Source organism: Lentzea fradiae (genome assembly GCF_900100955.1).
Classification (GTDB): domain Bacteria; phylum Actinomycetota; class Actinomycetes; order Mycobacteriales; family Pseudonocardiaceae; genus Lentzea; species Lentzea fradiae.
The window spans coordinates 133,235-158,154 of record NZ_FNCC01000011.1 but is presented as its reverse complement, the minus strand read 5'-3'; the positions used below and the strand labels follow the sequence as shown (position 1 = coordinate 158,154).

23 protein-coding genes and 1 pseudogene are annotated in these 24,920 nt (G+C 70.3%); 14 read left to right on the top strand and 10 right to left on the bottom strand.

Annotation, left to right across the window (positions count from 1 at the left end; translation table 11 throughout):
* Positions 1-11 precede the first annotated feature (11 nt).
* Genes BLT23_RS26260 through BLT23_RS26245 form a run of 4 tightly spaced genes read right to left on the bottom strand, consistent with a single transcriptional unit; the run spans position 12 to position 2,383 of the window.
* Positions 12-245 carry an exodeoxyribonuclease VII small subunit gene (locus BLT23_RS26260; protein WP_090053395.1) on the bottom strand — a complete coding sequence of 78 codons (234 nt, stop codon included), beginning with the start codon at positions 243-245 and terminating at the stop codon, positions 12-14.
* Positions 242-586 (bottom strand): hypothetical protein, encoded by a 345-nt coding sequence (locus tag BLT23_RS26255; protein ID WP_090053392.1) that lies wholly within the window; start codon positions 584-586, stop codon positions 242-244. The genes BLT23_RS26260 and BLT23_RS26255 overlap by 4 nt, the downstream gene beginning before the upstream one ends.
* Complete coding sequence (gene xseA / locus BLT23_RS26250) at positions 576-1,838, bottom strand: exodeoxyribonuclease VII large subunit (RefSeq protein WP_090053390.1); 1,263 nt, start codon at positions 1,836-1,838, stop codon at positions 576-578. Before xseA ends, BLT23_RS26255 begins: the two co-directional genes overlap by 11 nt.
* Entirely contained in the window at positions 1,835-2,383 is a 549-nt protein-coding gene (locus tag BLT23_RS26245) for a lipid droplet-associated protein (RefSeq protein WP_090053388.1), read from the bottom strand. The genes xseA and BLT23_RS26245 overlap by 4 nt, the downstream gene beginning before the upstream one ends.
* Before the next feature lie 63 nt (positions 2,384-2,446).
* Here BLT23_RS26245 and BLT23_RS26240 point away from each other — a divergent pair, with 63 nt between their 5' ends.
* Positions 2,447-3,391, top strand: coding sequence for a 4-hydroxy-3-methylbut-2-enyl diphosphate reductase (locus tag BLT23_RS26240; RefSeq protein ID WP_090053386.1), 945 nt, complete (start codon positions 2,447-2,449; stop codon positions 3,389-3,391).
* A 57-nt stretch (positions 3,392-3,448) separates the two neighbouring features.
* Here BLT23_RS26240 and BLT23_RS26235 read toward each other — a convergent pair whose 3' ends face one another.
* A complete protein-coding gene (locus BLT23_RS26235) occupies positions 3,449-4,246 on the bottom strand; it encodes a DUF6542 domain-containing protein (RefSeq protein ID WP_090053384.1) in 798 nt (265 codons plus the stop codon).
* Between the two features lie 89 nt (positions 4,247-4,335).
* Positions 4,336-5,247, bottom strand: coding sequence for a DNA recombination protein RmuC (locus tag BLT23_RS26230; RefSeq protein WP_090053382.1), 912 nt, complete (start codon positions 5,245-5,247; stop codon positions 4,336-4,338).
* A 98-nt stretch (positions 5,248-5,345) separates the two neighbouring features.
* Here BLT23_RS26230 and BLT23_RS26225 point away from each other — a divergent pair, with 98 nt between their 5' ends.
* The 3 genes from BLT23_RS26225 (at position 5,346) to BLT23_RS42095 (ending at position 9,869) form a co-directional block, all read left to right on the top strand.
* Positions 5,346-6,485: an exonuclease SbcCD subunit D gene (locus BLT23_RS26225; RefSeq protein ID WP_090053380.1), complete on the top strand. Its 1,140-nt coding sequence runs from the start codon at positions 5,346-5,348 to the stop codon at positions 6,483-6,485.
* The gene (locus BLT23_RS26220; RefSeq protein ID WP_090053378.1) at positions 6,482-9,358 is read left to right on the top strand and encodes an AAA family ATPase; all 2,877 of its coding nucleotides are present in this window, start codon (positions 6,482-6,484) and stop codon (positions 9,356-9,358) included. Before BLT23_RS26225 ends, BLT23_RS26220 begins: the two co-directional genes overlap by 4 nt.
* Positions 9,359-9,743: 385 nt before the next feature.
* Positions 9,744-9,869: a hypothetical protein gene (locus BLT23_RS42095; protein WP_281248896.1), complete on the top strand. Its 126-nt coding sequence runs from the start codon at positions 9,744-9,746 to the stop codon at positions 9,867-9,869.
* A 227-nt stretch (positions 9,870-10,096) separates the two neighbouring features.
* Here the strand turns inward: BLT23_RS42095 and BLT23_RS26215 are convergent, their stop codons facing one another.
* Entirely contained in the window at positions 10,097-10,603 is a 507-nt protein-coding gene (locus BLT23_RS26215) for a methylated-DNA--[protein]-cysteine S-methyltransferase (RefSeq protein ID WP_090053376.1), read from the bottom strand.
* Entirely contained in the window at positions 10,600-11,892 is a 1,293-nt protein-coding gene (locus BLT23_RS26210) for a bifunctional transcriptional activator/DNA repair enzyme AdaA (protein WP_090053374.1), read from the bottom strand. Before BLT23_RS26210 ends, BLT23_RS26215 begins: the two co-directional genes overlap by 4 nt.
* An 80-nt stretch (positions 11,893-11,972) precedes the next feature.
* Between BLT23_RS26210 and ychF the strand changes: the two genes are divergently transcribed.
* Complete coding sequence (gene ychF, locus BLT23_RS26205; RefSeq protein WP_090053372.1) at positions 11,973-13,052, top strand: redox-regulated ATPase YchF; 1,080 nt, start codon at positions 11,973-11,975, stop codon at positions 13,050-13,052.
* 176 nt (positions 13,053-13,228) lie between these two features.
* Here the strand turns inward: ychF and BLT23_RS40190 are convergent, their stop codons facing one another.
* Complete coding sequence (locus BLT23_RS40190) at positions 13,229-13,714, bottom strand: hypothetical protein (RefSeq protein WP_143036046.1); 486 nt, start codon at positions 13,712-13,714, stop codon at positions 13,229-13,231.
* A 619-nt stretch (positions 13,715-14,333) separates the two neighbouring features.
* On the opposite strand from BLT23_RS40190, the pseudogene BLT23_RS42090 reads away from it, so the two are divergent.
* From BLT23_RS42090 to BLT23_RS26175, 5 genes and pseudogenes are all read left to right on the top strand, one after another.
* Positions 14,334-14,420, top strand: a pseudogene (locus BLT23_RS42090) (DUF933 domain-containing protein); the annotation flags it as partial.
* 102 nt (positions 14,421-14,522) lie between these two features.
* Positions 14,523-15,659: a Fic family protein gene (locus BLT23_RS26190; RefSeq protein WP_090053368.1), complete on the top strand. Its 1,137-nt coding sequence runs from the start codon at positions 14,523-14,525 to the stop codon at positions 15,657-15,659.
* 35 nt (positions 15,660-15,694) lie between these two features.
* The gene (locus BLT23_RS26185) at positions 15,695-18,415 is read left to right on the top strand and encodes an AfsR/SARP family transcriptional regulator (RefSeq protein WP_090053366.1); all 2,721 of its coding nucleotides are present in this window, start codon (positions 15,695-15,697) and stop codon (positions 18,413-18,415) included.
* A gap of 45 nt (positions 18,416-18,460) precedes the next feature.
* Entirely contained in the window at positions 18,461-18,616 is a 156-nt protein-coding gene (locus tag BLT23_RS40980) for a DUF6131 family protein (RefSeq protein WP_089949693.1), read from the top strand.
* Between the two features lie 280 nt (positions 18,617-18,896).
* Positions 18,897-20,096 carry a mannosyltransferase gene (locus BLT23_RS26175; protein ID WP_090053363.1) on the top strand — a complete coding sequence of 400 codons (1,200 nt, stop codon included), beginning with the start codon at positions 18,897-18,899 and terminating at the stop codon, positions 20,094-20,096.
* Here the strand turns inward: BLT23_RS26175 and BLT23_RS26170 are convergent.
* Positions 20,086-20,382 carry a 4a-hydroxytetrahydrobiopterin dehydratase gene (locus BLT23_RS26170; protein ID WP_090053361.1) on the bottom strand — a complete coding sequence of 99 codons (297 nt, stop codon included), beginning with the start codon at positions 20,380-20,382 and terminating at the stop codon, positions 20,086-20,088. The genes BLT23_RS26175 and BLT23_RS26170 overlap by 11 nt on opposite strands.
* Before the next feature lie 138 nt (positions 20,383-20,520).
* Between BLT23_RS26170 and BLT23_RS26165 the strand changes: the two genes are divergently transcribed.
* The 4 genes from BLT23_RS26165 (at position 20,521) to BLT23_RS26150 (ending at position 24,864) form a co-directional block, all read left to right on the top strand.
* The gene (locus BLT23_RS26165) at positions 20,521-21,525 is read left to right on the top strand and encodes a thiamine ABC transporter substrate-binding protein (RefSeq protein ID WP_090053359.1); all 1,005 of its coding nucleotides are present in this window, start codon (positions 20,521-20,523) and stop codon (positions 21,523-21,525) included.
* Between the two features lie 65 nt (positions 21,526-21,590).
* Positions 21,591-23,144 carry an ABC transporter permease gene (locus tag BLT23_RS26160; RefSeq protein ID WP_090053832.1) on the top strand — a complete coding sequence of 518 codons (1,554 nt, stop codon included), beginning with the start codon at positions 21,591-21,593 and terminating at the stop codon, positions 23,142-23,144.
* Entirely contained in the window at positions 23,144-24,097 is a 954-nt protein-coding gene (locus BLT23_RS26155) for an ABC transporter ATP-binding protein (protein ID WP_090053357.1), read from the top strand. Before BLT23_RS26160 ends, BLT23_RS26155 begins: the two co-directional genes overlap by 1 nt.
* An 11-nt stretch (positions 24,098-24,108) precedes the next feature.
* Positions 24,109-24,864, top strand: coding sequence for an SDR family oxidoreductase (locus BLT23_RS26150; RefSeq protein WP_425434412.1), 756 nt, complete (start codon positions 24,109-24,111; stop codon positions 24,862-24,864).
* Positions 24,865-24,920: the final 56 nt, after the last annotated feature.

The window sequence follows — 24,920 nt, the reverse complement described above, 5'->3', positions numbered from 1 at the left end:
CTTGCACGGGATCACGCCTGCGAAACGTCCTCCTCGACGACTGCGAGAGCTGCATCGATTCGCTCGCGCGCACCGGCGAGATGCTGCTCACACGTCTTGGCGAGCGCCTCGCCCCGTTCCCACAACGCCAGCGAGTCCTCAAGGGACAGCCCGCCGGCCTCCAGCTTGCGGACGACCTCGACCAGCTCGTCGCGGGCGGCTTCGTAACCCAGCGCAGTCTCCGCACCGGTGGCTTCCGAACTCACGCGGATGAACTCCTCAGACGGCTCAGCACGGTCGCGACGGCGAGGTCGTAGCCGACCAGCGCCTCCGCGAACTCCTCACCGTCACCTTCTCGCACGGCCTCGTCGATGAGCGCCTCGGCCTCCGCGACGCGCCGGTACTGCACGGTTCCGGCGGTGGCCTCGCTCAGGTCGTGCAACGTCAGGATCAGCGTGCGGCGGCCCCGCGTGTCGCAGTCGCCCACCATCGCCGTCCAGCACTCCGCCGCGGCCCGGTTCGCTGCCTCGACCTTGGTCCGCAGGCCCGACCCGCAGGAACCCGCCGCCTCCATGGCCAGGGGCAGGAACACGGCATCACGCATCATCGGTACCTCCCCCTTCCGAATCGATTCTGGGGCCTTTGTCCAGGCTTGTCACCGTGGCCCGCACCGCACCGTCAACGACTCGCACCCGCAGTTGTGTTCCGCTGGGCGCGTCCGTCACAGACCGCAGCACGCCGTCCGGCCCGTCGGGTGTGACGAGTTGCACAACGGCGTATCCGCGCGCCAGCGTGGCGGCTGGTCCGAGGGTCGTCAAGCGGGCTTTCGTCCCGGAGAGGTGGACGTCCTCGCGGTCGAGTCGTTGCGTCACCGCCCTGCGGCCCTGCTCGCGCAGCCGCCGCACCTCCTCCGAGCGGCGCTCCAGCGGTCCGTACGGGTCCGAAAGCACTGGTCGGGAGCGCAGCGAGTCGAGCAGCCTGCGCTCGCGGTCGACCCAGCCGTGCAGCGCACGCCGGCCGCGGTCGCGCATCTGCCGAACCCGTTCACCCTCCTCGGCGACATCGGGAACCACCCGTTTGCCCGCGTCGGTGGGCGTCGAACAACGCAGGTCCGCGACGTGGTCGAGCAGCGGGGTGTCCGGTTCGTGGCCGATCGCGGACAGCACCGGCGTGCGGCAGGACGAGACGGCCCGGCACAGCGCCTCGTCGGAGAACGGCAGCAGGTCCTCCACGCTGCCGCCGCCGCGGGCGATGATGATCACGTCGCACTCCGGGTCGCGCTCCAGAGTGGACAGGGCCGTCATCACCTGGGTTACCGCCATCGGTCCCTGCACCGCGACGTTGATGACGCGGAAGTGCGCTCCCGGCCACCGGTTCCGCGCGTTCGTCAGCACGTCCCGCTCCGCCGCCGACGCGCGACCGGTGATCAGCCCGATCTTGTTCGGCAGGAACGGGGGCCTGCGCTTGCGGCGCGGGTCGAAGAGGCCCTCCGCGTGCAGCAGCTTGCGGAGCCGCTCGATGCGCGCCAGCAGCTCGCCGACGCCGACCGCGCGGATGTCGTCCGCCCGCAGCGACAGCGTGCCCCGGTTCGGGTAGAAGCTGATCTTGCCGTGGACGATCACCCTGCTGCCCTCGGTGAGCTGCAGCTCCCGGATCATCGAGGCGGCGCAGGTGATCGACATCGACATGTCGACGCTCGGGTCGCGCAGGGTCAGGAAGGCCGTGGAGCTGCGCGCGTTGAGCTGCGTGACCTGGCCCTCGACCCACACGTCGCCGAGCCGGTTGATCCAGTCGAGCAGCTTGCGCGCGACCGTCCGCACCGGCCACGGGTTCTCCGGCGTGGATTTCGCGTCCGTCACGACTGCGCTTTGACCGTCGCGATCCGCCGGTTCAGCATGCCGACGAACTCGGGACGTGCGTCGTGCGCCTTCTCGTGGCGCAGCAGTGCCTCCAGCTGCTCGACGCCGAGGTTGCGCAGGCGGGCGCGCAGCTGGGCGATCGTCAGCTCGTCGTAGGACGGCATGAACTCCGGGACGTCCGCGATCGCGCGTTCCTCTTCCTCCCACGGGTCGTCCGCGAGTGGCTCCTGAACGGTGTCCTGCGCCGCGGTCTCCCTGGACGGTGTGACGGGCGTGACTTTCCGCGGCGGCGTGACGGGAGTCTCGTCCTCGTCGAACGTGGCCCAGGCGGGCTCCTCCTCGGCCGGGCGCAGTCCGGAGAGGACGTCGTCGCCCTTGATCGCGAGCTCGGTCACCTGCTGCTGGACGCGCATGGACAGCTGCATCGCCTCGCTGACCACCGTCAACGGGAGTCCGGCGAGCTGCTGGGGCAGCTTGCGGGCCTGTTCGAGGGCGGTCGCGGCGAGGCCGGCGGCGACGCGGACACCCAGTGGCAGTGGCTTCATGGCCCCTAGCCTGCCGCAACCGCGTCTGAAATGCCTAGGAACGGAGCTGGGTAGGCTGGAGGCATGCCCAAGCGAGTCCTGTTGGCGAAGCCGCGTGGTTACTGCGCGGGCGTTGATCGTGCCGTCGAGACGGTCGAGCTCGCCCTCGAGAAGTACGGCGCGCCCGTCTACGTGCGCAAGGAGATCGTCCACAACAAGTACGTCGTGGAGACCCTGTCCGATCGTGGCGCGATCTTCGTCAACGAGACCGACGAGGTCCCCGAGGGCGCGCTCGTCGTGTTCTCGGCGCACGGCGTCTCACCCGCCGTCCACGCCGAGGCCGAGCAGCGCTCGTTGCGCACCATCGACGCGACGTGCCCGCTCGTGACGAAGGTCCACAAGGAAGCCGTCCGGTTCGCGAAGGACGACTACGACATCCTCCTGATCGGCCACGAGGGCCACGAGGAGGTCGAGGGCACCGCCGGCGAGGCGCCGGAGCACGTCAAGCTCGTCGACACCGCCGAGGACGCCGCGACCGTCGAGGTGCGCGACCCGAACAAAGTGGTCTGGCTGTCGCAGACGACGCTGTCGGTCGACGAGACGATGGTGCGCGTCCGCCAGCTCAAGGACCGCTTCCCCGAGCTGCAGGACCCGCCCTCCGACGACATCTGCTACGCCACCTCGAACCGCCAGACCGCGGTGAAGACGATGGCGCCGTCGTGCGACCTGGTGCTCGTCGTCGGCTCGAAGAACTCCTCCAACTCCGTCCGCCTGGTCGAGGTCGCGCTGCAGCACGGCGCCAAGGCCGCGTACCTCATCGACTACGCCAAGGAGGTCGACCCGGCGTGGCTCGACGGCGTCGAGACCGTCGGCGTCACGTCCGGCGCCTCGGTGCCGGACCTGCTGGTGATGGAGCTGCTGAAGTACCTGGAGACGCAGGGCTACGGCGAGGTCGAGGAGATCACGACGGCGAACGAGAAGATCGCCTTCGCACTCCCGCGTGAGCTGCGCAAGGACATGGTGCGCTGACGCGGTACCTGCTTCGAACGGCCTGACGCGCGGTGCGCGTCAGGCCGTTTCGCATGCTCAGCGGTCGTCACGCGGAGGCCGGGGCCTGCGCTGTCCGGCGGGACGCTCGCCTCGCCCGGCGCCGTCCGGCCGGGGCCTGCGCCCGGACGCACCCTCGGACCGGGGACGGCGGCCGGAAGCACCCTCGCCCCGCTCCGCGCGCTCCGAGGCGGGCCGGGGCCGTCGCGGCCGGTCCTCGTCGGCGGAGTCCCGGGGCTCCCGCGGCTCACGGGTCTCGCGGGGCTCACGGGTCTCGCGGCCTTCGCGCGGCTCGCGAGGCTTGCGAGCGGGCTTGCCGCGCTCCTTGATCTCCGCCTTGGCCTCCCGCACCTCGTCGCGCGAAGGCCGGTTCGGGTCCTTCTGCGTCACGATGCGGAGGATGCCGAGCGCCACGGTGACGGCCGTCGTGACGGCCATGACCGGGAAGCTGTCGATCAGCGGCTTGCCCAGGCCCAGCGCCATGGACGACAGGCCGCCCTTCGCGACGCCGCCGGTGAGGAGCACGAGCGTGGGCACCGTGGCGGCCAGGATCAGCGGCGGTTGCACCATCGGTGCGAACAGGCTGCGGCGCTGCACCAGCAGGATGCCGGCCAGCGCGCCCGCGAAGAACACCGCGATGAACGTCCAGCCGACGGTCTTGCTGGAGCTGATGTCGATGAACGCGCCGATGAACGCGGGGACCAGGGCGCACAGGATGGCAGCCCACCAGGGGATTCCCTTGAACTCGCCGAAGATGGCCCGGTAGTTCCACGGAACCGCGTCGTAGTCTTCGACGTCGTCATCGAAGGCTGCTGAACGCTCGCGCAACTCACTCACGCCGCACACGGTAGCCGTTCGGCCGAAAGGTGTTCGTGAGTCGGCTGGTTTCTCACGCAGAAGCAACCTGCGGGCACGCTCCGTGCGTTCTACGCGGACTGTTCGTCAGCCCTTCGGACGAGGGGGAGGGGTGACGGGGTCGCGGACGCCTCTGTGAGCGGTTCCACGCTCGCCCGGAAGCCCTCCAGGGCGTCCAGCTCGCGGCGGCGGGCCGAGAGGAAGCGCTGCAGGTGCGTGGTGGAGAGGTTGACGGCCTCGATCGCGGAGTCGGCGGCCCGGTTGGCGCGGGACGCCTGGAGCCTGACCTGCTCGACGTCGTCGGCCAGGGCCCGTTCGGTCACCGCGAACATCGCCGCCGACGCGATCACCGCGAAGCCCGTCGGGCCGCACAGGAACACCCGGCGGTCGAGCAGCCAGCGCAGCAGCTCGGGGTCGGTGTCCAGGGCGGCGACGACCGCGCCGTCGTTGGGGACGAACATGATCGTGCCGTAGATGGCGTCGGCCCAGCGCTGGTAGCCCTTGCCCGCCAGTTCGGCGGCGCGCGACCGGATGTTGCGGACGTGCACGCGCAACGCGTCCTGACGTTCTTGCGGATCGTCCGTTTCGACCGCTTCCGCCCACGTGGCCATCGACATCTTCGAGTCGACCGGCACCTGACGGCCGCCGCCGACGTTCAGCACCATGTCCGGACGGACCGATCCGCCGCCCGCCACGTCTGTCTGCAACGTGTAGTGGAGGTTTTCCCTCAGGCCGAGGGCGCGCGCTGTCTCGACGAGCACCTGCTCGCCCAGTTCGCCGCGGCCGGACACGCTGGAGAACGCGACCTCGTAGCGCTGCAACGCCACCTGTTGGGCGTCGTAGCGCGCGCGTTCGGCGCTGATGGCGGCGAGCGCCTCGTCGGTGCGGCGGACGCTGTCCTGGTAGAGGCGCCAGACGAACAGCAGCGCCCCGGCGCTCACGAGCACCAGGACGAGCGAGGCGGTGATGATCACTGCGGTCACGGCACCGATGATGCTCCCCCACCGGCGTTGAACTCGATCGGGTGACACGCCGGGAACCCTCCCGGAGTTTTGTCGGACCCCGTCTCTACGGTTGTGCCATGCGGATCCTGCACACCTCCGACTGGCACGTGGGGCGCACCTTCCACGGCCGCGACCTGCTCGTCGAGCAGGAGTCGGTGCTGAGCGGCCTCGCCGACCTGGTGTCTTCCGAGAAGGTCGACGTCGTGGTCATCTCCGGCGACCTGTACGACAGGGCGGTGCCGTCGGCGGACGCGGTGTCGTTGTGCGCGCGGGTGCTGATGAGGATCCGCGCGGCCGGGGCCACGATCGTGATCACGCCCGGCAACCACGACTCGGCGGCGCGGATCGGCGTGTTCGGCGAGTTCGCCGCGGCGGGCGGGCTGCACCTGCGCACCCAGATCTCGTTGCTGGACAAGCCGGTCGAGCTCGCGGACGAGCACGGGCCGGTCGCGGTGTACGGGATCCCGTTCCTCGAACCGGAGCCGGCGCGGCACGCGCTCGGCGTGCCGGACAAGGGCCACGCGCCCGTGCTGTCGGAGGCGATGCGGCGGATTCGCGCCGACCTGGCATCGCGGCAGGCGCGGTCCGTGGTGCTGGCGCACGCGTTCGTCACGGGCGGGGCGCCGTCGGAGTCGGAGCGCACCATCGCGGTGGGCGGCGTGCAGGACGTGTCGATGCAGGTGTTCTCCGGCGTCGACTACGTGGCGCTCGGGCACCTGCACGGGCCGCAGACGCTCGCGGAGAACCTGAGGTACTCGGGCAGCCCGCTGGCGTACTCGTTCTCCGAGGCGCGGCACCGCAAGTCGGTGTGGCTGGTGGAGCTGGACGAGGGCGGGCTCGTCGGCGTCGAACGGCGCGACCTGCCGGTGCCGCGGCGGCTGGCGGCCATCACCGGCACCCTCGCCGACGTGCTGGAGGACCCGGCGCACAAGCCGCTGGAAGACCACTTCCTGTCCGTGGTGCTCACGGACGCGGTGCGGCCGATGGACGCGTTGCGGCAGCTGCAGAAGCGGTTCGAGCACGCGGTGCACGTGGAGTGGCGGCCGGAGCAGGGGCCGCGGCACGACATGACGTACGCGGAACGGGTGCGCGGCCGGTCCGACGAAGAGGTGGCGTGCTGCTTCGTGTCGGACGCGCGCGGGTCCGAGCCCACCGAGGCGGAGAAGTCGTTGCTGCGCGAGGCGTTCGCATCGGTGGCGAGGGAGCAGGAGCAATGAGACTGCACCGCTTGGAGCTGACGGCGTTCGGGCCTTACCCGAACCCGGAGTCGGTCGACTTCGACGAGCTGGGCGCGGACGGGTTGTTCCTGCTGCACGGCGACACGGGAGCGGGCAAGACGACGCTGCTCGACGCGGTGGCGTTCGCGCTGTTCGGCCGGGTCCCCGGCGCGCGCGGCGACGTGAAGAAGCTGCGCTGCGAGTACGCCGACCCGGAGACGCCCACGGAGGTGAAGCTGGAGCTGACCGTGCAGTCGCGGCGGTTCCGGATCGTGCGCTCACCGGAGTTCGACAGGCCGAAGAAGCGCGGCGGCGGCTTTACCACGCAGCCCGCGAAGTGCTCGCTCACCTGGCTGGAGGGCTGGGAGGGAGAGGGCATCACCCGCATCGACGACGTGGCGCGCGCGGTCGAGGACCTGCTGGGCATGTCGTACGAGCAGTTCTTCCAGGTCGTGCTGCTGCCGCAGGGGGAGTTCGCGAAGTTCCTGCGGTCGGACACGGCCGAACGCGAGGTGCTGCTGGAGAAGCTCTTCGGCACCGAGCGCTTCCTCGACGTCGAGAAGTGGTTCCGCGACAAGCGGGTCGCGGCGGGCCGGGTGCTGGAGGAACGCCGTCAGGGCGCGGCGAAGCTGCTGCACCGCGTCGCCGAGGCCGCGTCCGAGGAGCCGTCCGACGAGCCCGGCTGGCTGGAGTCGGTGCTGGACCGGCTGACCGGCGCCGTCCGCGAGGCCGAGGTGCTGGCCGAGGAGACGGCGGGCGTGGCCGACGGGGCCGACGCGTTGCTGGCCCAGGCGCGCGTGCAGGCCGAGCAGCTGCGCCGCGTTCGTGAGGCCCGCGACCTGCTGGCACGGGTCGAGGCCGCCGACTCGGCGTCCTGGTTCGCCGAACGTGACGCGGCCCGCCGGGCGAGTCCCGTCGTGCCCGCGCACGCCGAGATCGCGAAGCTCCAGGAGACGTTCAAGTTCGCCGTCCGCGACGAGGCCAAGGCCGCGGAGGCGTTGGCGGCACTGGGCTACGAGGGGTCGGCGTTGCGGGAGGACGCCGAGCGCTACCGCGAGGAGGCGGGAGGGCTGGGCGAGCTGGCCGCCGAGGCCGAACGCCAGCAGGTCGACGTGCGCAAGCTGTCGGTGCTGAAGAACTCGTCCCACCAGGTCGAACGGCGGCTGCTGGTGCTGAGCGCCGAGCTGGAGGTGCTGCCGGAGCGGCTCGCCCGGTGCCGGGCCCAGCTCGACGCCGCCGTGGAGGCGTCCGGCCGGCTGGAGTCGCTGAAGGTCCGCGCCGACGCGGCCGAGGCGCTGCCGGTCGCGGCGAAAGCGCTGGAGCGCGCCAGGGACGAGCTGCACCAGGCCATCGACGTCCACCAGAAGGCCAAGGACGTGTTGCAGCAGGTCCGGCAGCAGCGCCTGGAGAACATGGCCATCGAGCTGGCCGCTGCCCTCAAGCGCGGCAAGCCGTGCGCCGTCTGCGGCTCGCCCAGCCACCCCGCCCCCGCCCAGCCGATGCTGGGCGGCGTCGACGCGAAGGACGAGGAGGAGGCGGCCCGCGACGAGCAGACCGCCCTCGACCGCCGCACCGAGGCCGAACGGGCGGCGCACTCCGCCGAGCTGCGCATCCAGGCGTGCTGGGAGGCGCTGGGCTCCGCCGACCCGGCCGTGGTGCTGGCCGAGTACCGCGCGGCGGCGGAGCTGGCCGCCACCCGGTCGCAGCGGCAGACCGAGTTCGTCGCCCTCGAAGCCGAGAAGCTCGACCTCGAGACGGAGAAGGGCAAGGTCGAGCAGGACCTGGTCGGCCTGCGCACCGAGCACACCTCGCTCGTCGCGGTCGTGGAGGAACGCGGCGCCCGCCTGGACAAGGCACGCGGCGAGCACGAGGACGTCCTGACCCGCCGCGACCATCTGCTGCGCCTCGCGAAGGCGCTCGTGGAACTGGACGAGCGCCGCAACGCCCGTGCCGCCGCACTGGCCCGCGTGGAGGAGCAGCAGGCGTCCGTCGTCGCGCTGGCCGCCGAAGCGGGCTTCCCGGACGTGGACGCCGCCCTGGCCGCGCACCGCCCCGCGATCAAGCTGGAGGCGCTGGACGACCGGATCGCGAGGTGGGAACGCGCCCGCGCCTCGGCCCTCGCGACGCTGGAGGAGCTCGCCGACGTCGACCCGGACACCGAGGTCGACCTGGACGAGGTGACAGCGCGGTACACCGCCGCCCGCACGGCCGCGTCCTCCGCGCAGACCCGCCTCGACCGCGCCCGCCTGGCCCTGGAGCGGGTGAGCGAGCTGGCCGCGCGCCTGCGGGCCGAGTGGAAGTCGCTGGAGCCGCTGGAAGCCGCCTACGCCGAGCTGGACGGGCTCACGGACGTGATCAACGGCCGCGGCCAGAACTCGAAGAAGATGACCCTGCGGTCGTACGTGCTGGCCGCGCGGCTGGAGGAGGTCGCCGTCGCCGCGTCGGCCCGCCTGCACCGGATGAGCCAGGGCCGCTACAGCTTCGTGCACTCCGACTCCGCTGGCGCCCGCGGCACCCGCGGCGGCCTGAGCCTCGACGTGCTGGACGACTACTCGGGCCGCTCGCGACCGGCCAAGACGCTGTCGGGCGGCGAGTCGTTCCTCGCGTCGCTGTCGCTGGCCCTCGGCCTGGCCGACGTGGTGGCGAACGAGACCGGCGGCGCGCTGCTCGACACCCTGTTCGTCGACGAGGGCTTCGGCACGCTCGACTCGGACACCCTCGACATCGTCATGAACACCCTCGACGAGCTGCGCGCGGGCGGCCGGGTGGTCGGCCTCGTCTCGCACGTCGAGGAGCTGCGGCAACGCATCCCGACACGGCTGCGGGTCCGCAAGGCGCGCACCGGTTCGACGCTCGAGATGTCGCTGGCCTGACTTCGGCCCAACCTCGGCGGCGTGCTGTCCCACGTGGAAGTCACCGCCCGCGTCGAGGTCACCCCGGCGTCCCACTTCGTGTGGTCGAACAGGCTCGGCTTCGCCGCCGACTGCCTCGTCTGCCAGCGCGTCGGCCGCGTGGTGCAGCTGCGGCACGGCGTGCCGTACGGGATGTGCGGCGCCGAACACCGGGCGCCGCTGCGCGTCAGCGCCTTCGACACCACCGACGCGGGCACCAAGCGCAGGCTGCGGTGCCGCGTCACGTCGTGGTGGGCGCCCTTCACCGACCGGGAGCAACCGGACGTCCAGGCGTCCGAGCTGACCGCGCAGCCGTGGGCGGAGCTGAACCACCGCGTCGGGCTGCCGCACGTGCCGCGACGGCGGCGTGGACGACTGGCTGGACGTCGAGGGCCGCCTCCAGTCCGGCACGGACCCGGTCACGACGTCGTGCGAGCGGTGCGGCACGGAGCTGATGACCGCCCACGCACCGGAGATCAACCTCGTCGGCTAAAGCATGCTTCCAGCAGTGCTGTCCGTAAACGCCCCGCCCCGCTAACAACTCTCTTTCGTGTTTCCCTCCGGGTACGCGGGGGCCCTACGTTCCGTCCACGAGTACGCGGGGCCCCCGCGTACTAAAGCCACGTCACGCAGAGGAGGCGGCGACCGCTGGTCGGATGACACGCGGACGGGTGGGCGGCGAGCGGTGGGACAGAGCCTCTGGTGCAGCGCTCAGTGCCGTCAGGGCGTCGGGGTCTCGTGGGCGAGCAGCCAGCGCTTGACGTCGAGGCCCCAGCGGAACCCGCCCAGGTTGCCGCCGATCCGGATCACCCGGTGGCACGGCACGAACAGCGCCGCCGAGTTGCGGGCGCAGGCGGAGGCCGCGGCGCGGATGGCGGCGGGACGGCCGGACAGCTCCGCGTACTCGCTGTACGTCACGGGCTCGCCGGGACGGACGGTGCGCAGCACGTCCCACGCGTGCTGCAGGAACGGCCCCGACCTCTGCCGCACCTCGACGGTGTCGATCGAGGTCAGGTCGCCCTCGTGGTAGGCGACGACGGCCTTGGTGACGTCGCCGAGGTCGGCCCTGGGGGTGATCTCCGACGGCATCAGCGACGCGTGGATCTGGGGCGTCAGCAGGGCGATGTCGCCGGTCCAGCCGCTCGCCAGCACCGCCCCGTCCGGCGCGACGACCGCGGTGAACGGCCCCGCCGGGGTGTCCACGGTGGACGTGTGCGCGATGCTCATGATGTCGCTGCCTTCCTCGTCAGGTGTGCTCCGGCGTAGGAGCGCCATGGTCGCCATTCCTCCGGCTTCCAGCCGGAAGCCTGGTCGTGCATCGACCGGGGGAGCACCAGCACGTCCGGTGCGCCCAGCACCCGCATGGCCACCTCGTCGGCGACGCTCGCGCCGACCAGGTGGGCGAGCTCCTCGGTCAGGTCCTCGATCGAGCGGCCCACGTCGACGACGAGTCTGCCGGTCGCGAGGGCCTCGGCGACGGGGTGGTCCCCCGCCGAGTACAGGTGGGTCAGCGCGCCGTCCGGGACCCGCAGCGGCACGCCCTCGAACGGCGCCACGAGCCGCAGCAGCGTCTCCGCGCCGTCGATGCTCCCCGCCACCCGGATGCCGGGCACCTCGCGGACCAGCGGCCCGATCACCGGATCGGCGCCCAGGACCGTGTCGATGGCGACCGGGTCGGCGTCGAGGTCCAGCAGCCGCCGCACCCGCGACACCGCCGCGCCGAGGTCGCGCACGTCGGTGAGGCGCAGCGAGCACAGGACGTGGTCCGCGGGGAACGTCAGCCGCACGGTCGCCTCGCCGTGCGGCAACGACATCGTGCGTGCGTAGGAGTCGTCGGTGACCTCCTCGACGCCCGGCAGCGCGTGGGCGCGGAAGTGCAGCAGCAGACCGGTCGCGTCGAACGGCGCGCGGTAAGGCAGCCGCAGCACGATCCGGCCGGGCGTGCCGACCGGCGCCTTGCCGCGTCCGCGCATCTCGGACGGCGTCGAGGCGAACACCATGCGGATGGTGTCGTTGAACTGCCGCACCGACGCGAAACCGGCCGCGAACGCGATGTCCGCGAACGGCAGCTCGGTCGTCTCGATCAGCAGCCGTGCCGCGTGCGCGCGGTGGGCCCTGGCCAGCGCCAACGGCCCGGCACCCAGCTCCGCGGTGAGCACGCGGGTGAGGTGCCGTTCCGAGTAGCCGAGCTTCGCCGCGAGCCCGGACACGCCGTCGCGCTCGACGATGCCGTCGCTGATCAGGCGCATCGCCCGGCCCGCGAGGTCGGCCCGCAGGTTCCACTCCGGCGAGCCCGGCACGGCGTCCGGCAGGCACCGGCGGCAGGCGCGGAAGCCCGCGGACTGCGCGGCGGCGGCAGTCGGGAAGAACCGGCTGTTGCGGCGCTTGGGGGTCACCGCGGGGCACGACGGCCGGCAGTAGATGCCGGTCGTGCGGACCGCGTGGATGAAGACCCCGTCGAACCGGGCGTCCCGTGCGGAGCACACCCGGTACGCGTGTTCTTCGTCGATGACCATGCGATCGATCCTGCCAGCGGCAACGTGCGATGGCTCGCGGAAATCGGACACGACCGTGGCCTGCCGTAGACTCGCTCCCCGTGAGTTTGACCCTCGGTATCGTCGGCCTGCCCAACGTCGGCAAGTCCACCCTGTTCAATGCGCTGACGCGCAACGACGTGCTCGCCGCGAACTACCCGTTCGCGACCATCGAGCCGAACGTGGGCGTCGTGCCGCTGCCGGACGCGCGCCTGACCAAGCTCGCCGAGATCTTCGGCTCCGAGCGCGAGGTGCCCGCCGTCGTGTCGTTCGTCGACATCGCGGGCATCGTCAAGGGCGCGTCGGAGGGCGAGGGCCTCGGCAACAAGTTCCTCGCGAACATCCGCGAGGCGAACGCCATCTGCCAGGTCATCCGCGTCTTCGACGACCCGGACGTCGTGCACGTCGACGGCCGCGTCGACCCGTCGAGCGACATCGAGACGATCAACACCGAGCTGATCCTCGCCGACCTCCAGACCCTCGAGAAGGCCATCCCGAGGATCGAGAAGGAGGCGCGGATGCAGAAGGACCGCCGCGCCGCCCTGGAGAACGCGAAGAAGGCCAAGGAGATCCTCGACTCCGGCCGCACCCTGTTCTCCGCGCAGTCCGAAGTGGACGGCGAGCTGCTGCGCGAGCTGTCGCTGCTCACCACCAAGCCGTTCCTCTACGTCTTCAACGCCGACGAGGGCGTCCTGAGCGACGAGGCCCGCATGAAGGAGCTGCGCGAGCTGGTGGCCCCGGCCGACGCGGTGTTCCTCGACGCGAAGGTCGAGTCGGAGCTGCTGGAGCTCGACGAGGAGTCCGCCCGCGAGCTGCTGGAGTCGATCGGCCAGCACGAGCCGGGCCTGCACTCCCTGGCCCGCGCCGGCTTCCACACCCTCGGCCTGCAGACCTACCTGACGGCGGGCCCGAAGGAGGCGCGCGCCTGGACGATCCCGCAGGGCGCCACCGCCCCGCAGGCCGCCGGCGTGATCCACACGGACTTCGAGAAGGGCTTCATCAAGGCCGAGGTCGTCTCGTTCGAGGACCTCGTCGCGGCCGGGTCGAAGGCCGAGGCGAAGGCGGCGGGCAAGGTCCGCATGGAGGGCAAGGACTACGTCATGGTCGACGGCGACGTGGTGGAGTTCCGCTTCAACGTCTGAGTGGCGCGCCTGGTGGGCTTCGTCAGGTCGACGATCGTCCGGTCCTCGACCCGTGACTCTGGTTCGTTGACGAGACGGTGACCACCGGCGTTTGCCGCGTTTCCCGACGGTCAGACGGGCCGTGAGGTGCCCTGCTGAGCGTCGGGAAACCCGGTGAAGAGATTGTGGTCACCGCACTAGCGGGCGCATCCCTCGCTTTGTTCCGTGAGGATCCAGCCGTCGTTGGTGGACGTGAGGTGGATGGTCCCGCACTTGCCGCTTCCGATGTATGTGGAGAACAGCGTCGCCTCCGATGCTGTCTCGGACATCACCTTCACATCGACGTCGGCGCTGGCTCCTGTAGCGGCGTACATGGCTGCGGTTGTTGCGATCATCGATTCGCAGTCGGGGAACGATGATCCGAGGGTCGCGGCGAACTCGGAAATCATGCGTTTCCGCAGATCTGCAGACATCAGAGCGCACGCCCGAGCGGCGTCTGGCTTCCGCGATGCGGTGAGCCAGTCGAGGTATGCCTCGACGGGAGTAACGTGTGCGGCTTCATCCTGAGCAGCGGTGGCCGGTGCTGAGAGCGTCGCGGTCGGCGTGGCCGAGGGGGCCGGAGTTTCCGCGGTACGGGGTGATTCGGCTGCGCTCGCACATCCCGCGAGCGTCAGTGCGATCACAGCGCAGAGTGTTGGAGCTACGGAACGTGTGCGCATTTTTCTTCTTCTCCCAGGGCCTGAGAAATCACGCGAAGCTCTCCGCTGAGATGGTGGAAAGCTTCACTTCAGAATAACGGAGCGCAGAGAGCTGCCCCGCTCCGGAACAGGCCCGACGGCGAACGATGCGCGTCGATCGAGGCGGAGATTCCGCTCGACAGGAAGTGGGTCAAGGCGAGCGGAAAGATTTCGCGATCGTTATCACTGATTCCTGGATCTGATGCAGTTCGGTGGAGTTCCGCTTCGACTTTTCAACCGGCCTGTTCGGTTTCGGCCGAACACCGAACACCGCAACTCGGCCCCGGCCCTTCGTCGGACGCGCAGCCGGCCGGTCGCCCGGATACGGGTGGGCGACGCGCTGGTCGAACCGGTCCTCGTTCGTGCGCGCCTGCTCAGCGCGGCCGTGTGTCAGGTCGACGGGGCATCTGCCACCTGAGATCTCGACGCCGGATTGCCGGAGGCGGTACATGATCGTTGACCCGAGCGGAGACGGCACCGAAGCGGCACGCGCGCCGCTTACGCTCACGGATCCGTACCGGGGATGAACGCTGTGTGAGCGCTCTCTGGGGGGGCGAAGGCCGACGCGAAGGCGGCGGGCAAGGTCCGCATGGAGGGCAAGGACTACGTCATGGTCGACGGCGACGTGGTGGAGTTCCGTCTCAACGTCTGACGACCGACCTGGAAGGCCCCTCCGGCGGAGGAGCCTTCCACATGTTGGCCAGACCGCATCTGACGCATTGACGTAATGATTACGTCAATCTATCTTTGGTGGGTGCTCTTCCCCACGCCTGCTCTCAACACCGAGGACCGGCGCGTCCTCGAGGAAATCGACGCTCTTCGCGACTCCTTGCGTCTGCAGGTCCGGTCCACTCCGACCAAGTGGACCGAAGGGTTGCGCAAGTTCTTGACCGCCGACGCGGTGGCGGCCTCCAACTCGATCGAGGGCTTCAAGGTGTCGACGGTTGACGTCGAGGACCTCTTGGTCGGCGAGCGTGATGTGGACGTCTCCGAGGAGGATCGAGACGAGACACTCGCCTACCAGCGGATGATGACTTACATCCAGACGCTCCACGACGTCACGGACTTCCGGTACGGCGTGGAGTTCCTCAACGCGCTCCACTGGATTTTGCAGGGACACCGGCACACTCCGCGCAAGCCTGCCGGGCGATGGCGGCGCGGTCCTGTGTACGTGACGGACGCCCGTGATCCCAGCATTGCGGTCTACACGGCGCCGGATGCAGAAGACGTGCCGGCGTTGATGGGAGAACTGGTCGAGTGGCTGAACGTGGACGATGGCAGCCATCCGCTGGTACGAGCCGCGTTGGCGCACCTGCACCTCGTCTCCATCCATCCCTGGGCGGACGGGAACGGCAGGATGTCCCGGTCTCTGCAGACACTCATGATTGCGCGAGAGGGAGGGCTCGCTCCTGAGTTCTCCTCGATCGAGGCGTGGCTCGGCCGACCGGGGAACACCTGGGAGTACTACCGCGAACTTCAGCGGCGTGGCGCCACCTACCTCCCGGATCAGGACGTGTCCGACTGGGTCCGGTTCAACCTCACGGCCTACCACCAGCAGGCGCAGACCGTGCGCAGCCGGCTCGACCGGTCGAGCCGGGTGTGGGTCCTGCTCGGCGAGTTCGCCGAGGAACGCGGACTGGAGCAGCGGGTGGTGTCGGCGCTGCACGACGTGGCGATGTCGGGGCGCGTGCGCAGGACGCGTTACGAAAGGGCGGAGGACCTGGGCTTGCAGCGGGCTCAGCGGGATCTGCGCGAGCTGGTCACGGCGGGCTTCCTCAAACCGGTCGGTCGTACCCGAGCCCGTTTCTACACGGTCGGCCCCGCTTTCCCGGCCGCGGCTTTGGACGAGGCCAGGACACCGCTGACACTGACCGACCCCTACCGGCCCTGACGAAACTCGGCTGACGGCCTCGGTAGGTTCACGGTGTGACTGTGGAGTACCGGGTGCTCGGCCCGCTCGAGGTGCTGCTCGACGGCAGACCCGTGCCCGTCCCGGCCGGGCGCGGACGGGTGTTGCTGGCCACGCTGTTGTTGCGCGCCAACGAGTTCATTCCGGTCAACGAACTGGTCGAGCGCGTCTGGGACGGTGAGCCACCGGCCCCGGCCCGCGCGCACAAGACGTTGCAGACAGTGGTGCTGCGGCTGCGGCAGGCGCTGGGTGAGGCCGGTTGCGTCCGCACCTCGTCGCGTGGCTACGGGGCCTTCGTCGAACCCGGTCAGCTCGACCTCGCGCGGTTCCGCGACCTCGTCGCGAGGGGGGAGCACCGGGCCGCGCTGGAGCTGTGGCGTGGTCCGGCACTGGGCAACGTCAGGTCGGAGTCGCTGCACCGCGAAGACGTGCCTCGGCTGGTGGAGGAGCAGCTCACCGCGCTGGAACACCGGATCGACGCCGATCTGGACGGCGCCACGGACGTGCTGGTGCCCGAGCTGCGGTCGCTGGTGGCGAAGCACCCGCTGCACGAGACGTTCTGGGCGCAGCTGATGCTCGCTCTGCACCGCGCCGGGCAACAGGCGGAGGCCCTCGCGGTCTACCGGGACGTGCGCAAGCAGCTGCTCGACGAGGTCGGCAGTGAGCCGGGGCAGCGGTTGAGGGAGGCGCACGAGCAGGTGTTGCGCGGTGAGGTTCCGGCCGCTCGGGTGGTGCCGCGCCAGCTGCCGCCTCCTCATCCGCACTTCGTCGGTCGTGAGGAGGAGTTGGCGCGGCTGACGGAGACGCTCAGGACGCGTCCGGGCGAGCCCGTGCTCATCTCCGCGATCAACGGGATCGGTGGGGTCGGGAAGACCGTGCTCGCCGTCGAATGGGCGCATCAGGTCGCGAAGCGGTTTCCGGACGGGCAGCTGTACGTCAACCTGCGCGGGTTCGGCGCCGGCGCCGAGTCGCTCGACCCGGCGGTGGTGGCGCGCGACTTCCTGATCGCGCTGGGCGTGCCGGCGGAGGACGTTCCGCTGGGTCGTGCCGAGCTGTTCGGGGCATACCGGTCCGCCGTGGCGGAGCGCCGCCTGCTGGTGCTGCTCGACAATGCCAGAGACGGTGACCACGTCCTGCCCCTGGTGTCCGGGGCAACCGCCGGTCTGATGCTCGTCACGAGTCGCACCCGCATCTCCGGACTGGTCGCTGGGGGCGGTGAGCAGCTCATCACGCTGGACGTGCTGGGCAGGCAGGCGGCTGTCGAGCTGCTGGTCGAGAGGATCGGCGAGGCACGTGTCGCCGCGGAGCGGGAAGCGGTCTCGCGGCTGGTGGAGAGGTGTGCGGGACTGCCGCTCGCACTCGGCATCGTCGCGGCCAGGGCGGCGTACGGGGAGCCGCTCGCCGCTCTCGCGGACGAGTTGGAGCAGGAGCGGCTCGACGCGCTGGACATCGACGACCCGTCGACGGACATCCGTGCGGTGTTCTCGTGGTCGTTGAGATCCGTGAGCGAGGTCGCCGCCGAGGTGTTCGTGCTGTTGGGCCTCCACCCCGGCCCCGACTTCTCCGACGCGGCTGTGGCCAGCCTCGCCGCGCTGACGCCGGCCGACGCGCGAGAGGTGCTGGACGAGCTCGTCACGAGCAGCCTGGTGACGAAGACTTCCGACGGGCGGTTCGTCCTCCACGACCTGCTGCGCGACTACGCGGTGGAACGCAGCGCCGACTTGCCGCAGGAGCGCCGGGCCGAAGCCCGTGAGCGCATGTTCGACCACTACCTGCACACGACCTGGGCGGCCAGGTTGTTGATCGACGGGCTGGGCCGCTGGACAGAGCTGCCCACCCCCGCGCCGGACACGGTGGTGGTGCCGCTCGCGGACATCAAGTCCGCTCACAGGTGGTACGACACCGAACGGAAGGTGCTTCTCGGGGTGGCGACGCAGATGGATGCGGTCGGCGCGGACGACATCCTCTGGACCTTCGCCTACTCGATGCACATCTACCTCAGGCGGCGCGGCCATGTGGACGAGTCAGTGGACGTCCAGATGCGCGGGCTCGCCGCAGCTCGGCGGCAGGGCAGCCTGTTCGGCGAGTCACGTCTCAACCGTTCGTTGGCGTCACTGCACCTCAAGCGGCAGGACTTCGACGCTGCCACACGTCACCTGAGGGAAGCGCTGCGCTGTGACGAGGAGCTTCAGGACACCGATGGTCAAGTCCACGTTGCCCGTGGGCTTGCCTTCATGTACGAGGCGCAGGGCAGATACGCCGAGAGCTTGCAGGTTCTGGAAGGCGTCTACTCGCTGGGCATCAGCTTGGAACGCGTCTACGAGAAGTTCAGCTACCTGACGGCCCTGGGCAGAGCGAGTCACCTGGTGGGGGAGAACGACCGCGCGCTGGAGCTCTGCCAGGAGGCTCATCTGTTGCTCGGCGAGATCAACGAGCCCGGCTCGGTGATGCTCAGCACCCTGTACGAGACGTTCGGTGACATCTACCTCGAACGCGGCGAGCATGTGCCAGCGACGGAGAGTTTCGAGACGGCCGTGCGCATCGTCCGTGGCATCCATGACGCGTACGAACTCGCCGTGGTCATCGTGAAACTGGCCAGGGCTCGGGCACTGGCCGGCGATCGGAGGGGCGCCCGTGAGCTGGCCCTCGAGGCGCTGCCCCTCTACGAGAGTCAGCGTCCCGCTGAGGTGGACGAGGTCCGGGAACTGATTGCTTCACTCGACCAGGTTTGTACCTAGCTATGTCGGGTATCCACAGTCCAGGATTCCCCACCTGGAGGTGTCATGATCGTCCTCGGTCTGATTCTGCTCGTCGTCGGATGGCTGGCCGGTATCAGCATCCTGACGACGCTCGGCGTGGTGCTCCTGGTGATCGGCGCGATCCTCGCCGTCCTGGGTGCCGTGGGCAAGCCGGTCGGCGGGCGCGCGCACTACTTCTGATCCAGCGCCACCCCGGTAGTGAACTACGAAGGGGGAGCCTCCACAGTGGAGGCTCCCCCTTCGTGCGTGCTCACAAGATCACGCGTACAAGATCACAAGCTGTTCTTGGTGCGGGCGGCGGCGGCGAAGACGCCGAACGCGACGGCCAGCATTCCCAAGGCAGCGACAACGGCAACGATGACATCAGCAGACATGACTGGAAAAACTCCCCTTAACGCGATCTCCCGTACTACTTGACGTCTGAGTACCCCCGGAAGTTCCCTCGGGTAACGTTTTCCGCGTGAAACTTCGTGCTGTGGAAGCGCGTGTGCTCTCCGTAGCACCGTGGTTGCTGGCGTTGTCGGTCATCGGGCACCTGTTCATGGTCGCCTTCCAGACGAAGATGACCATGATCGACCTGCTGGTGTACCGCAACGGGTCGCCGCACCTGTTCCAGGGCGACCTGTACGAGTGGCGGCTCGACCAGTACGCGGACGTGTTCCCGCTGCCGTTCACCTACCCGCCGTTCGCGGCGGCGATCTTCACGCCGATGAGCTGGATCCCGTGGGAAGCCTCGCGGTGGGTCTGGCAGCTCATCTGCCTCGGCTGCCTGTACTTCATCGTGCGCACCAGCCTCAAGCTGCTGAAGCTGGGCGACCCGCGGCGCGCGATGCTGTGGACGGCGCTGGTGCTGTGGATCGAGCCGGTGCGCACGACGCTCAACTACGGGCAGATCAACCTGGTGCTGGCGGCGATCCTGATCGGCACGCTCGCCAGTGCGCGCAACTGGGTCGGTGGCGCCGGGGTGGGGTTCACGGCCGGCATCAAGCTGACGCCCGCGATCTCCGGGCTGTACTTCCTGCTGCAGCGGCGGTGGATGGCCGCTGTGTGGTCGTTCGTCGCTTTCGTCGTGGTCTACGGCATCGGCTGGGCGATCTCGCCGGCGCAGTCGGACAAGTTCTGGTTCTCGCTGCTCGGTGACGCGAGCCGGGTCGGGCCGGTCGGCAGTGCGATCAACCAGTCGATGCGCGGCGCGTTGAGCCGGACGGTCGGCTACGACGTCAAGACCGGTGTCATCTACATCGTCGCCGTGCTCGTGGCGGCGGCGCTGACGTGGTTCGCGGTCAGCAAGACCAAGGACGTGCTGGCGTTGATCGTCAGCGTGCAGATGCTCGGCCTGCTGGTCTCGCCGATCTCGTGGAGCCACCACTGGGTGTGGATGGTGCCCGCCCTGCTGTGGCTCGTCTACGAGGGCGGACACCTGCTGTGCAAGATCACCGCCGGGCTGTGGGTGGTGCTGACCGGCGGCTACCTGATCTCGTTCCTGCTGCTCGCCCAGCCGAACATCTGGGACTTCCCGCGCCCCTGGTACTACGTCGTGCTCGGCTGGGGCTATCCGGCGGCGGGGATGCTGACGCTCGTCGCCATCGGGCTGGCGGCCAGGCGCAAGACCGGGGCGGTCGCGGACGAGGCGCCCGCCGAGGCGTCCGTCACGAGCTGAGGGCGTCCAGGACGCCGTCGATCTCCTCGGCGAGGCTCACGTCCAGGGCGGTGATGCCGCCCTTGTGGTGGGTGCTGAGCCGGAACGTCAGCGACTTGTAGCGGATGTCGATGTCCGGGTGGTGGTTGTCGTTCTCGGCGATCTCCGCCACCCGGTTCACGACCATGATCGCCTGCGCGTAGCTCTCCAGCTCGACCGTCCGCACCAGGGCCGCCTCCTGGGCGGTCCACCCTGGCAGTTTCGGCAGCACGTCGTCCAACTGATCGTCGCTCAGCAGCTCGGCCATGTCCCGATCGTCCCACCAAGTCACGTAGGCTGCGCGTTTGCCACGGGAGTCCGGTGAAGCGCCGGGCTGAGAGGAGGGCTCGCAAGCCCTCGACCGTCCACCTGATCCGGGTCATACCGGCGTAGGGAGAGGTTTGACGTGAGAAGGATCTTCGCTGTCCTGGCGACGGCCGCGGTGGCGCTGGCCGGGTGCTCGGGCGGGACGTCGAGCTCGTCGTCCGCGCGCGAGGTCACGCTGGTGACGCACGACTCGTTCGCCGTGCTGCCCGAGGTCTTGGAGGAGTTCCAGAAGTCCTCGGGGATCACGGTGAAGCAGCTCGCGAGCGGGGACGCGGGTGAGCTCACCAACAAGCTGGTGCTCACCAAGTCGAACCCGATCGGCGACGTCGCGTTCGGCGTCGACTCGACGTTCGCGTCGCGGGCGCTGAGCGAGGGCGTGTTCGCCGAGTACGCCTCGCCGGAGGCGTCGAAGGGCGCGCAGCGCTACCAGGCCGACGACACGAACCGGCTGCACGCGGTCGACGTCGGTGACGTGTGTCTCAACATCGACCCGACCAAGCTCGGCGGGGACGAGCCCAAGTCGTACGAGGACCTCGTCGACCCGCGGTTCAAGGACATGCTCGTCGTCGAGAACCCGGCCACGTCGTCGCCCGGTCTCGCGTTCCTGCTCGGCACGATCGCGAAGTTCGGCGAGGACGGCTGGCAGGAGTACTGGGGCAAGCTCAAGGCCAACGGCGTCAAGGTCGTGAGCGGCTGGGAAGAGGCGTACAACCAGGAGTTCTCGGCCACCAAGGGCGACCGGCCGATCGTCGTGTCCTACGCGTCGTCGCCGTCGGCGGAGGAGGGCAGGACCAAGGCCGTGCTGGACACCTGCTACCGCCAGGTCGAGTACGCGGGCGTGCTGTCCGGCGCCAAGAACCCCGACGACGCGCGGAAGGTCCTCGACTTCCTGCTGGGCGAGAAGTTCCAGGCCCAGGTGCCGGAGCAGATGTACGTCTACCCGTCCCGCGAGGGCGTCGCGCTGCCCGAGTCGTGGGCCAAGGACGCGCCGCTCCCGCAGAACCCGCAGACGCTCCCCGCGGACAAGGTGAAGGACAACCGCGAAGCGTGGGTCGAGCAGTGGCGCAAGCTCGTGCAGGGCTGAAGTCACCCCAGAAGCCACCCCGGCGGTTGTTCCCGACGTCCCGCACCGGGTGGTCGGTGGCGGCGGTGCTGCCGCTGGCCTTCCTCGGGTTGTTCTTCGCGTGGCCCGTGCTGGCGATCGTGTCGCTCGGGCTGCGCGAGGGCGGGGTTCTGCGGGAGGTGTTCGCCGGGGAGACCTGGGAGCTCGTCGGTTTCACGCTCGGGCAGGCCGCGGCGTCGACGGTCGTGGCGGTCGTCGCCGGGCTGCCCGTGGCGTTCGTGCTGGCGCGTTGCCGGGTGCGCGGGCTCGGTTTCGTGCGTGCGGCCGTGATGGTGCCGTTCGTCCTGCCGACCGTGGTGGTGGGGCTGGCTTTCCGGACGTTCTGGCCCGACGGCGGGGTGCTGCCGATCGTGCTGGCCAACGCGTTCTTCAACGTCGCCGTGGTCGCACGGACCGTCGGCGGGCTGTGGGCGCACACCGACCGGCGGGCCGAGGACGCGGCACGGGCACTCGGCGCGTCTCGGCCGAGGGCGTTCGTGTCCGTCGTGCTGCCGGCGCTGGCGCCCGCGATCGGGTCCGCCGCCGCTGTCGTGTTCCTGTTCTGCGCCACCAGCTTCGGCGTGGTGCTGGTGCTCGGCGGGTCGCGCTACCGGACCCTGGAGACCGAGATCTACCTGCGGACGGTCGAGCTGTTCGACCTGTCCGGTGCGGCGGCCCTGTCGTTGCTGCAGTTCTTCGCCGTGCTGGCGGTGCTGGTGCTGGGCGCGCTCGCCCGGCGTCGCCGTGAGACCGCGTTGTCGTTGCGCGGCAGGGAAGAGCTGGCGCGGCGGCCGTCCGGTGGCGAGTGGTACGTCGTCGGTGCCGCCGTCGCCGTCGTGGTGGCGCTGCTGACGCCGGTCGTCGGGCTGGTGACGCGGTCACTGTCCACACGGGACGGATGGAGCTTCGCCGGGTACGTGGCGCTGACCACCCGCGGCGACCGCGGCACGCTCGCCGTGACCGGGCTCGACGCCGCGATGAACTCGTTGCGGACGGCGTTCGACGCGACGCTGGTCGCGCTGGTCGTCGGGGTGTTCTCGGCGGTGGTGCTGGTCGGGCTGCGGCGGTCCGGCAGCCGGTTCGCCGAGGTGCTCGACACCGCGCTGATGCTGCCGCTCGGGGTGTCCGCGGTGACGGTCGGTTTCGGCTACCTGATCACGATGGACGCGCTGCCGGGCGACTTCCGCACCTCGCCGTACCTGGTGCCGCTGGCGCAGGCGTTGGTCGTGACGCCGCTGGTCGTGCGGATGGTGCTGCCGGTGCTGAGGGCCGTCGACGAACGGCTGAGGCAGGCGGCGGCCACGCTGGGCGCCTCGCCGCTGCGGGTGTGGCGCGAGGTGGACCTGCCGCTGGTCGGGCGGTCGCTGGTGGCGGCGGCCGGGTTCGGCTACGTGGTGGCGCTGGGGGAGTTCGGGGCGACGAGCTTCCTCGCCAGGCCGGACGCGCCGACGCTGCCGGTGGTGATCGCGCGGCTGATGTCGCGGCCCGGCGAGTTGAACAGCCAGATGGCCTACGCGGCGTGCGCGCTGCTGATGGTCGTGACGGTCGGGTGCGTGCTGCTGATCGAACGGTTGCGCGTGCCGAGCAGCGGGGAGTTCTGATGGCGCTGGAGCTGGACTCGATCACCGTCCGCTATGGACGGACGGAGGCGGTGTCGGACGTGTCGCTGTCGGTGGCCGACGGCGAGGTCGTCGCGCTGCTCGGGCCGTCCGGCTGCGGGAAGTCGACGCTGCTGCGCACGATCGCGGGCCTGGAGAAGCCGACTTCCGGTGTGGTGTCGTGGGATTCGGCCGACCTGGCAGGGGTTCCGGTGCACCGCCGCGAGTTCGGGCTGGTCTTCCAGGACGGGCAGCTGTTCCCGCACCGCACGGTCGCCGGCAACGTGGCGTTCGGGCTGCGGATGCGCGGCGTCGACCGGGAGGAACGCGACAAGCGCGTGCTGTCGCTGCTGGAACTGGTCGGGCTGGAGGGGTACGCGGGGCGCCGGGTGACCCAGCTGTCCGGCGGTGAGCAGCAACGGGTGGCGCTGGCCAGGGCGCTGGCGCCGTCGCCGCGGTTGCTGCTGCTGGACGAGCCGCTGTCGGCGCTGGACCGGGTGCTGCGCGAGCAGCTCGCGGTCGACCTGGCGCGGCTGCTGCGGGAGGCGGCGACGACGGCGCTGGTCGTGACGCACGACCACGACGAGGCGTTCACGCTGGCCGACCGCGTGGCGATCATGTCGCGCGGCCGGGTCGTGCAGGTCGGGCCGCCCGCCGAGGTGTGGTCGGCGCCGGTCGACGTGGAGACCGCGAAGTTCCTGGGGTGCACGAGGTTCGTGCCGGGGTCGTTCGTCGGCCTGGACCTGGAACGGGTCGGGCTGCGTGCCACGGCACTGCGGGTCGACCCCGACGGGCTGATGGAGGGCACCGTGCTGGAACGGGTGCACCGGCGTGACCACGTGCGGCTGCTCGTGGAGATCGGCGGCGCGGAGTACGAGGCCGTGGGGCCGATGACCGAGGTCGGTGACCGGGTGCGGCTCGCGATCGACTTGGACGGGGTCGCGCGCGTCGGGTAGGGATGCCGGGCATGGGACAACTCGACGGACGGGTCGCGCTGGTCACGGGTGTGAGCAGGCGGCAGGGGATCGGCTACGCCATCGCGTCCCGGCTCGCGGGGCTGGGCGCGGAGCTGTTCGTGCAGCACCACGCCGCGCACGACGCGTCGCAGCCGTGGGGCGCGGACGACGTCGACGAGGTGCTGGCGGAGCTCGGTGCTCGCGGGCTGGGCGTGGACCTGGCCGAGGCCGACGCGCCGGACCGGCTGATGGCCGCGGCGGTCGAGGCGTTCGGGCGGGTCGACGTGCTGGTGTGCAACCACGCGCGGTCGGGCGGAGACGGGCCGCTGGGCTCGCTGGACGCCGCGATGCTCGACGGGCACTACGCGGTGAACGCGCGGTCGTCGATCCTGCTGGCGCAAGCGTTTGCCAGGCAGTGGAGCAGGCCGGACGGCGGACGGATCGTGTTCCTGACGTCCGGGCAGAACCTCGGGCCGATGCCCGGCGAGATCGCCTACGCGGCGTCGAAGGGCGCACTGCACGCCGTGGTCGGGACGCTCTCCCACGAGCTCGCGGACCGGGGCATCACCGTCAACGCGGTGAACCCCGGCCCGACCGACACCGGGTGGGCCGGGCCGGAGCTGACGGACTTCGTGCACGAGCGGATGCCGCTGAAGCGCTGGGGCCGGCCGGACGACGCCGCCCGGCTGATCTCCTGGCTCTGCACCCCCGACGCCGCGTGGATCACCGGCCAGGTGATCAACAGCGAGGGCGGCTTCCGCCGCTGACCGCCCCCGCCCACCGCTCCCTGCCCACCGCTCCCCGCCCACCGCTCCCCGCCCAC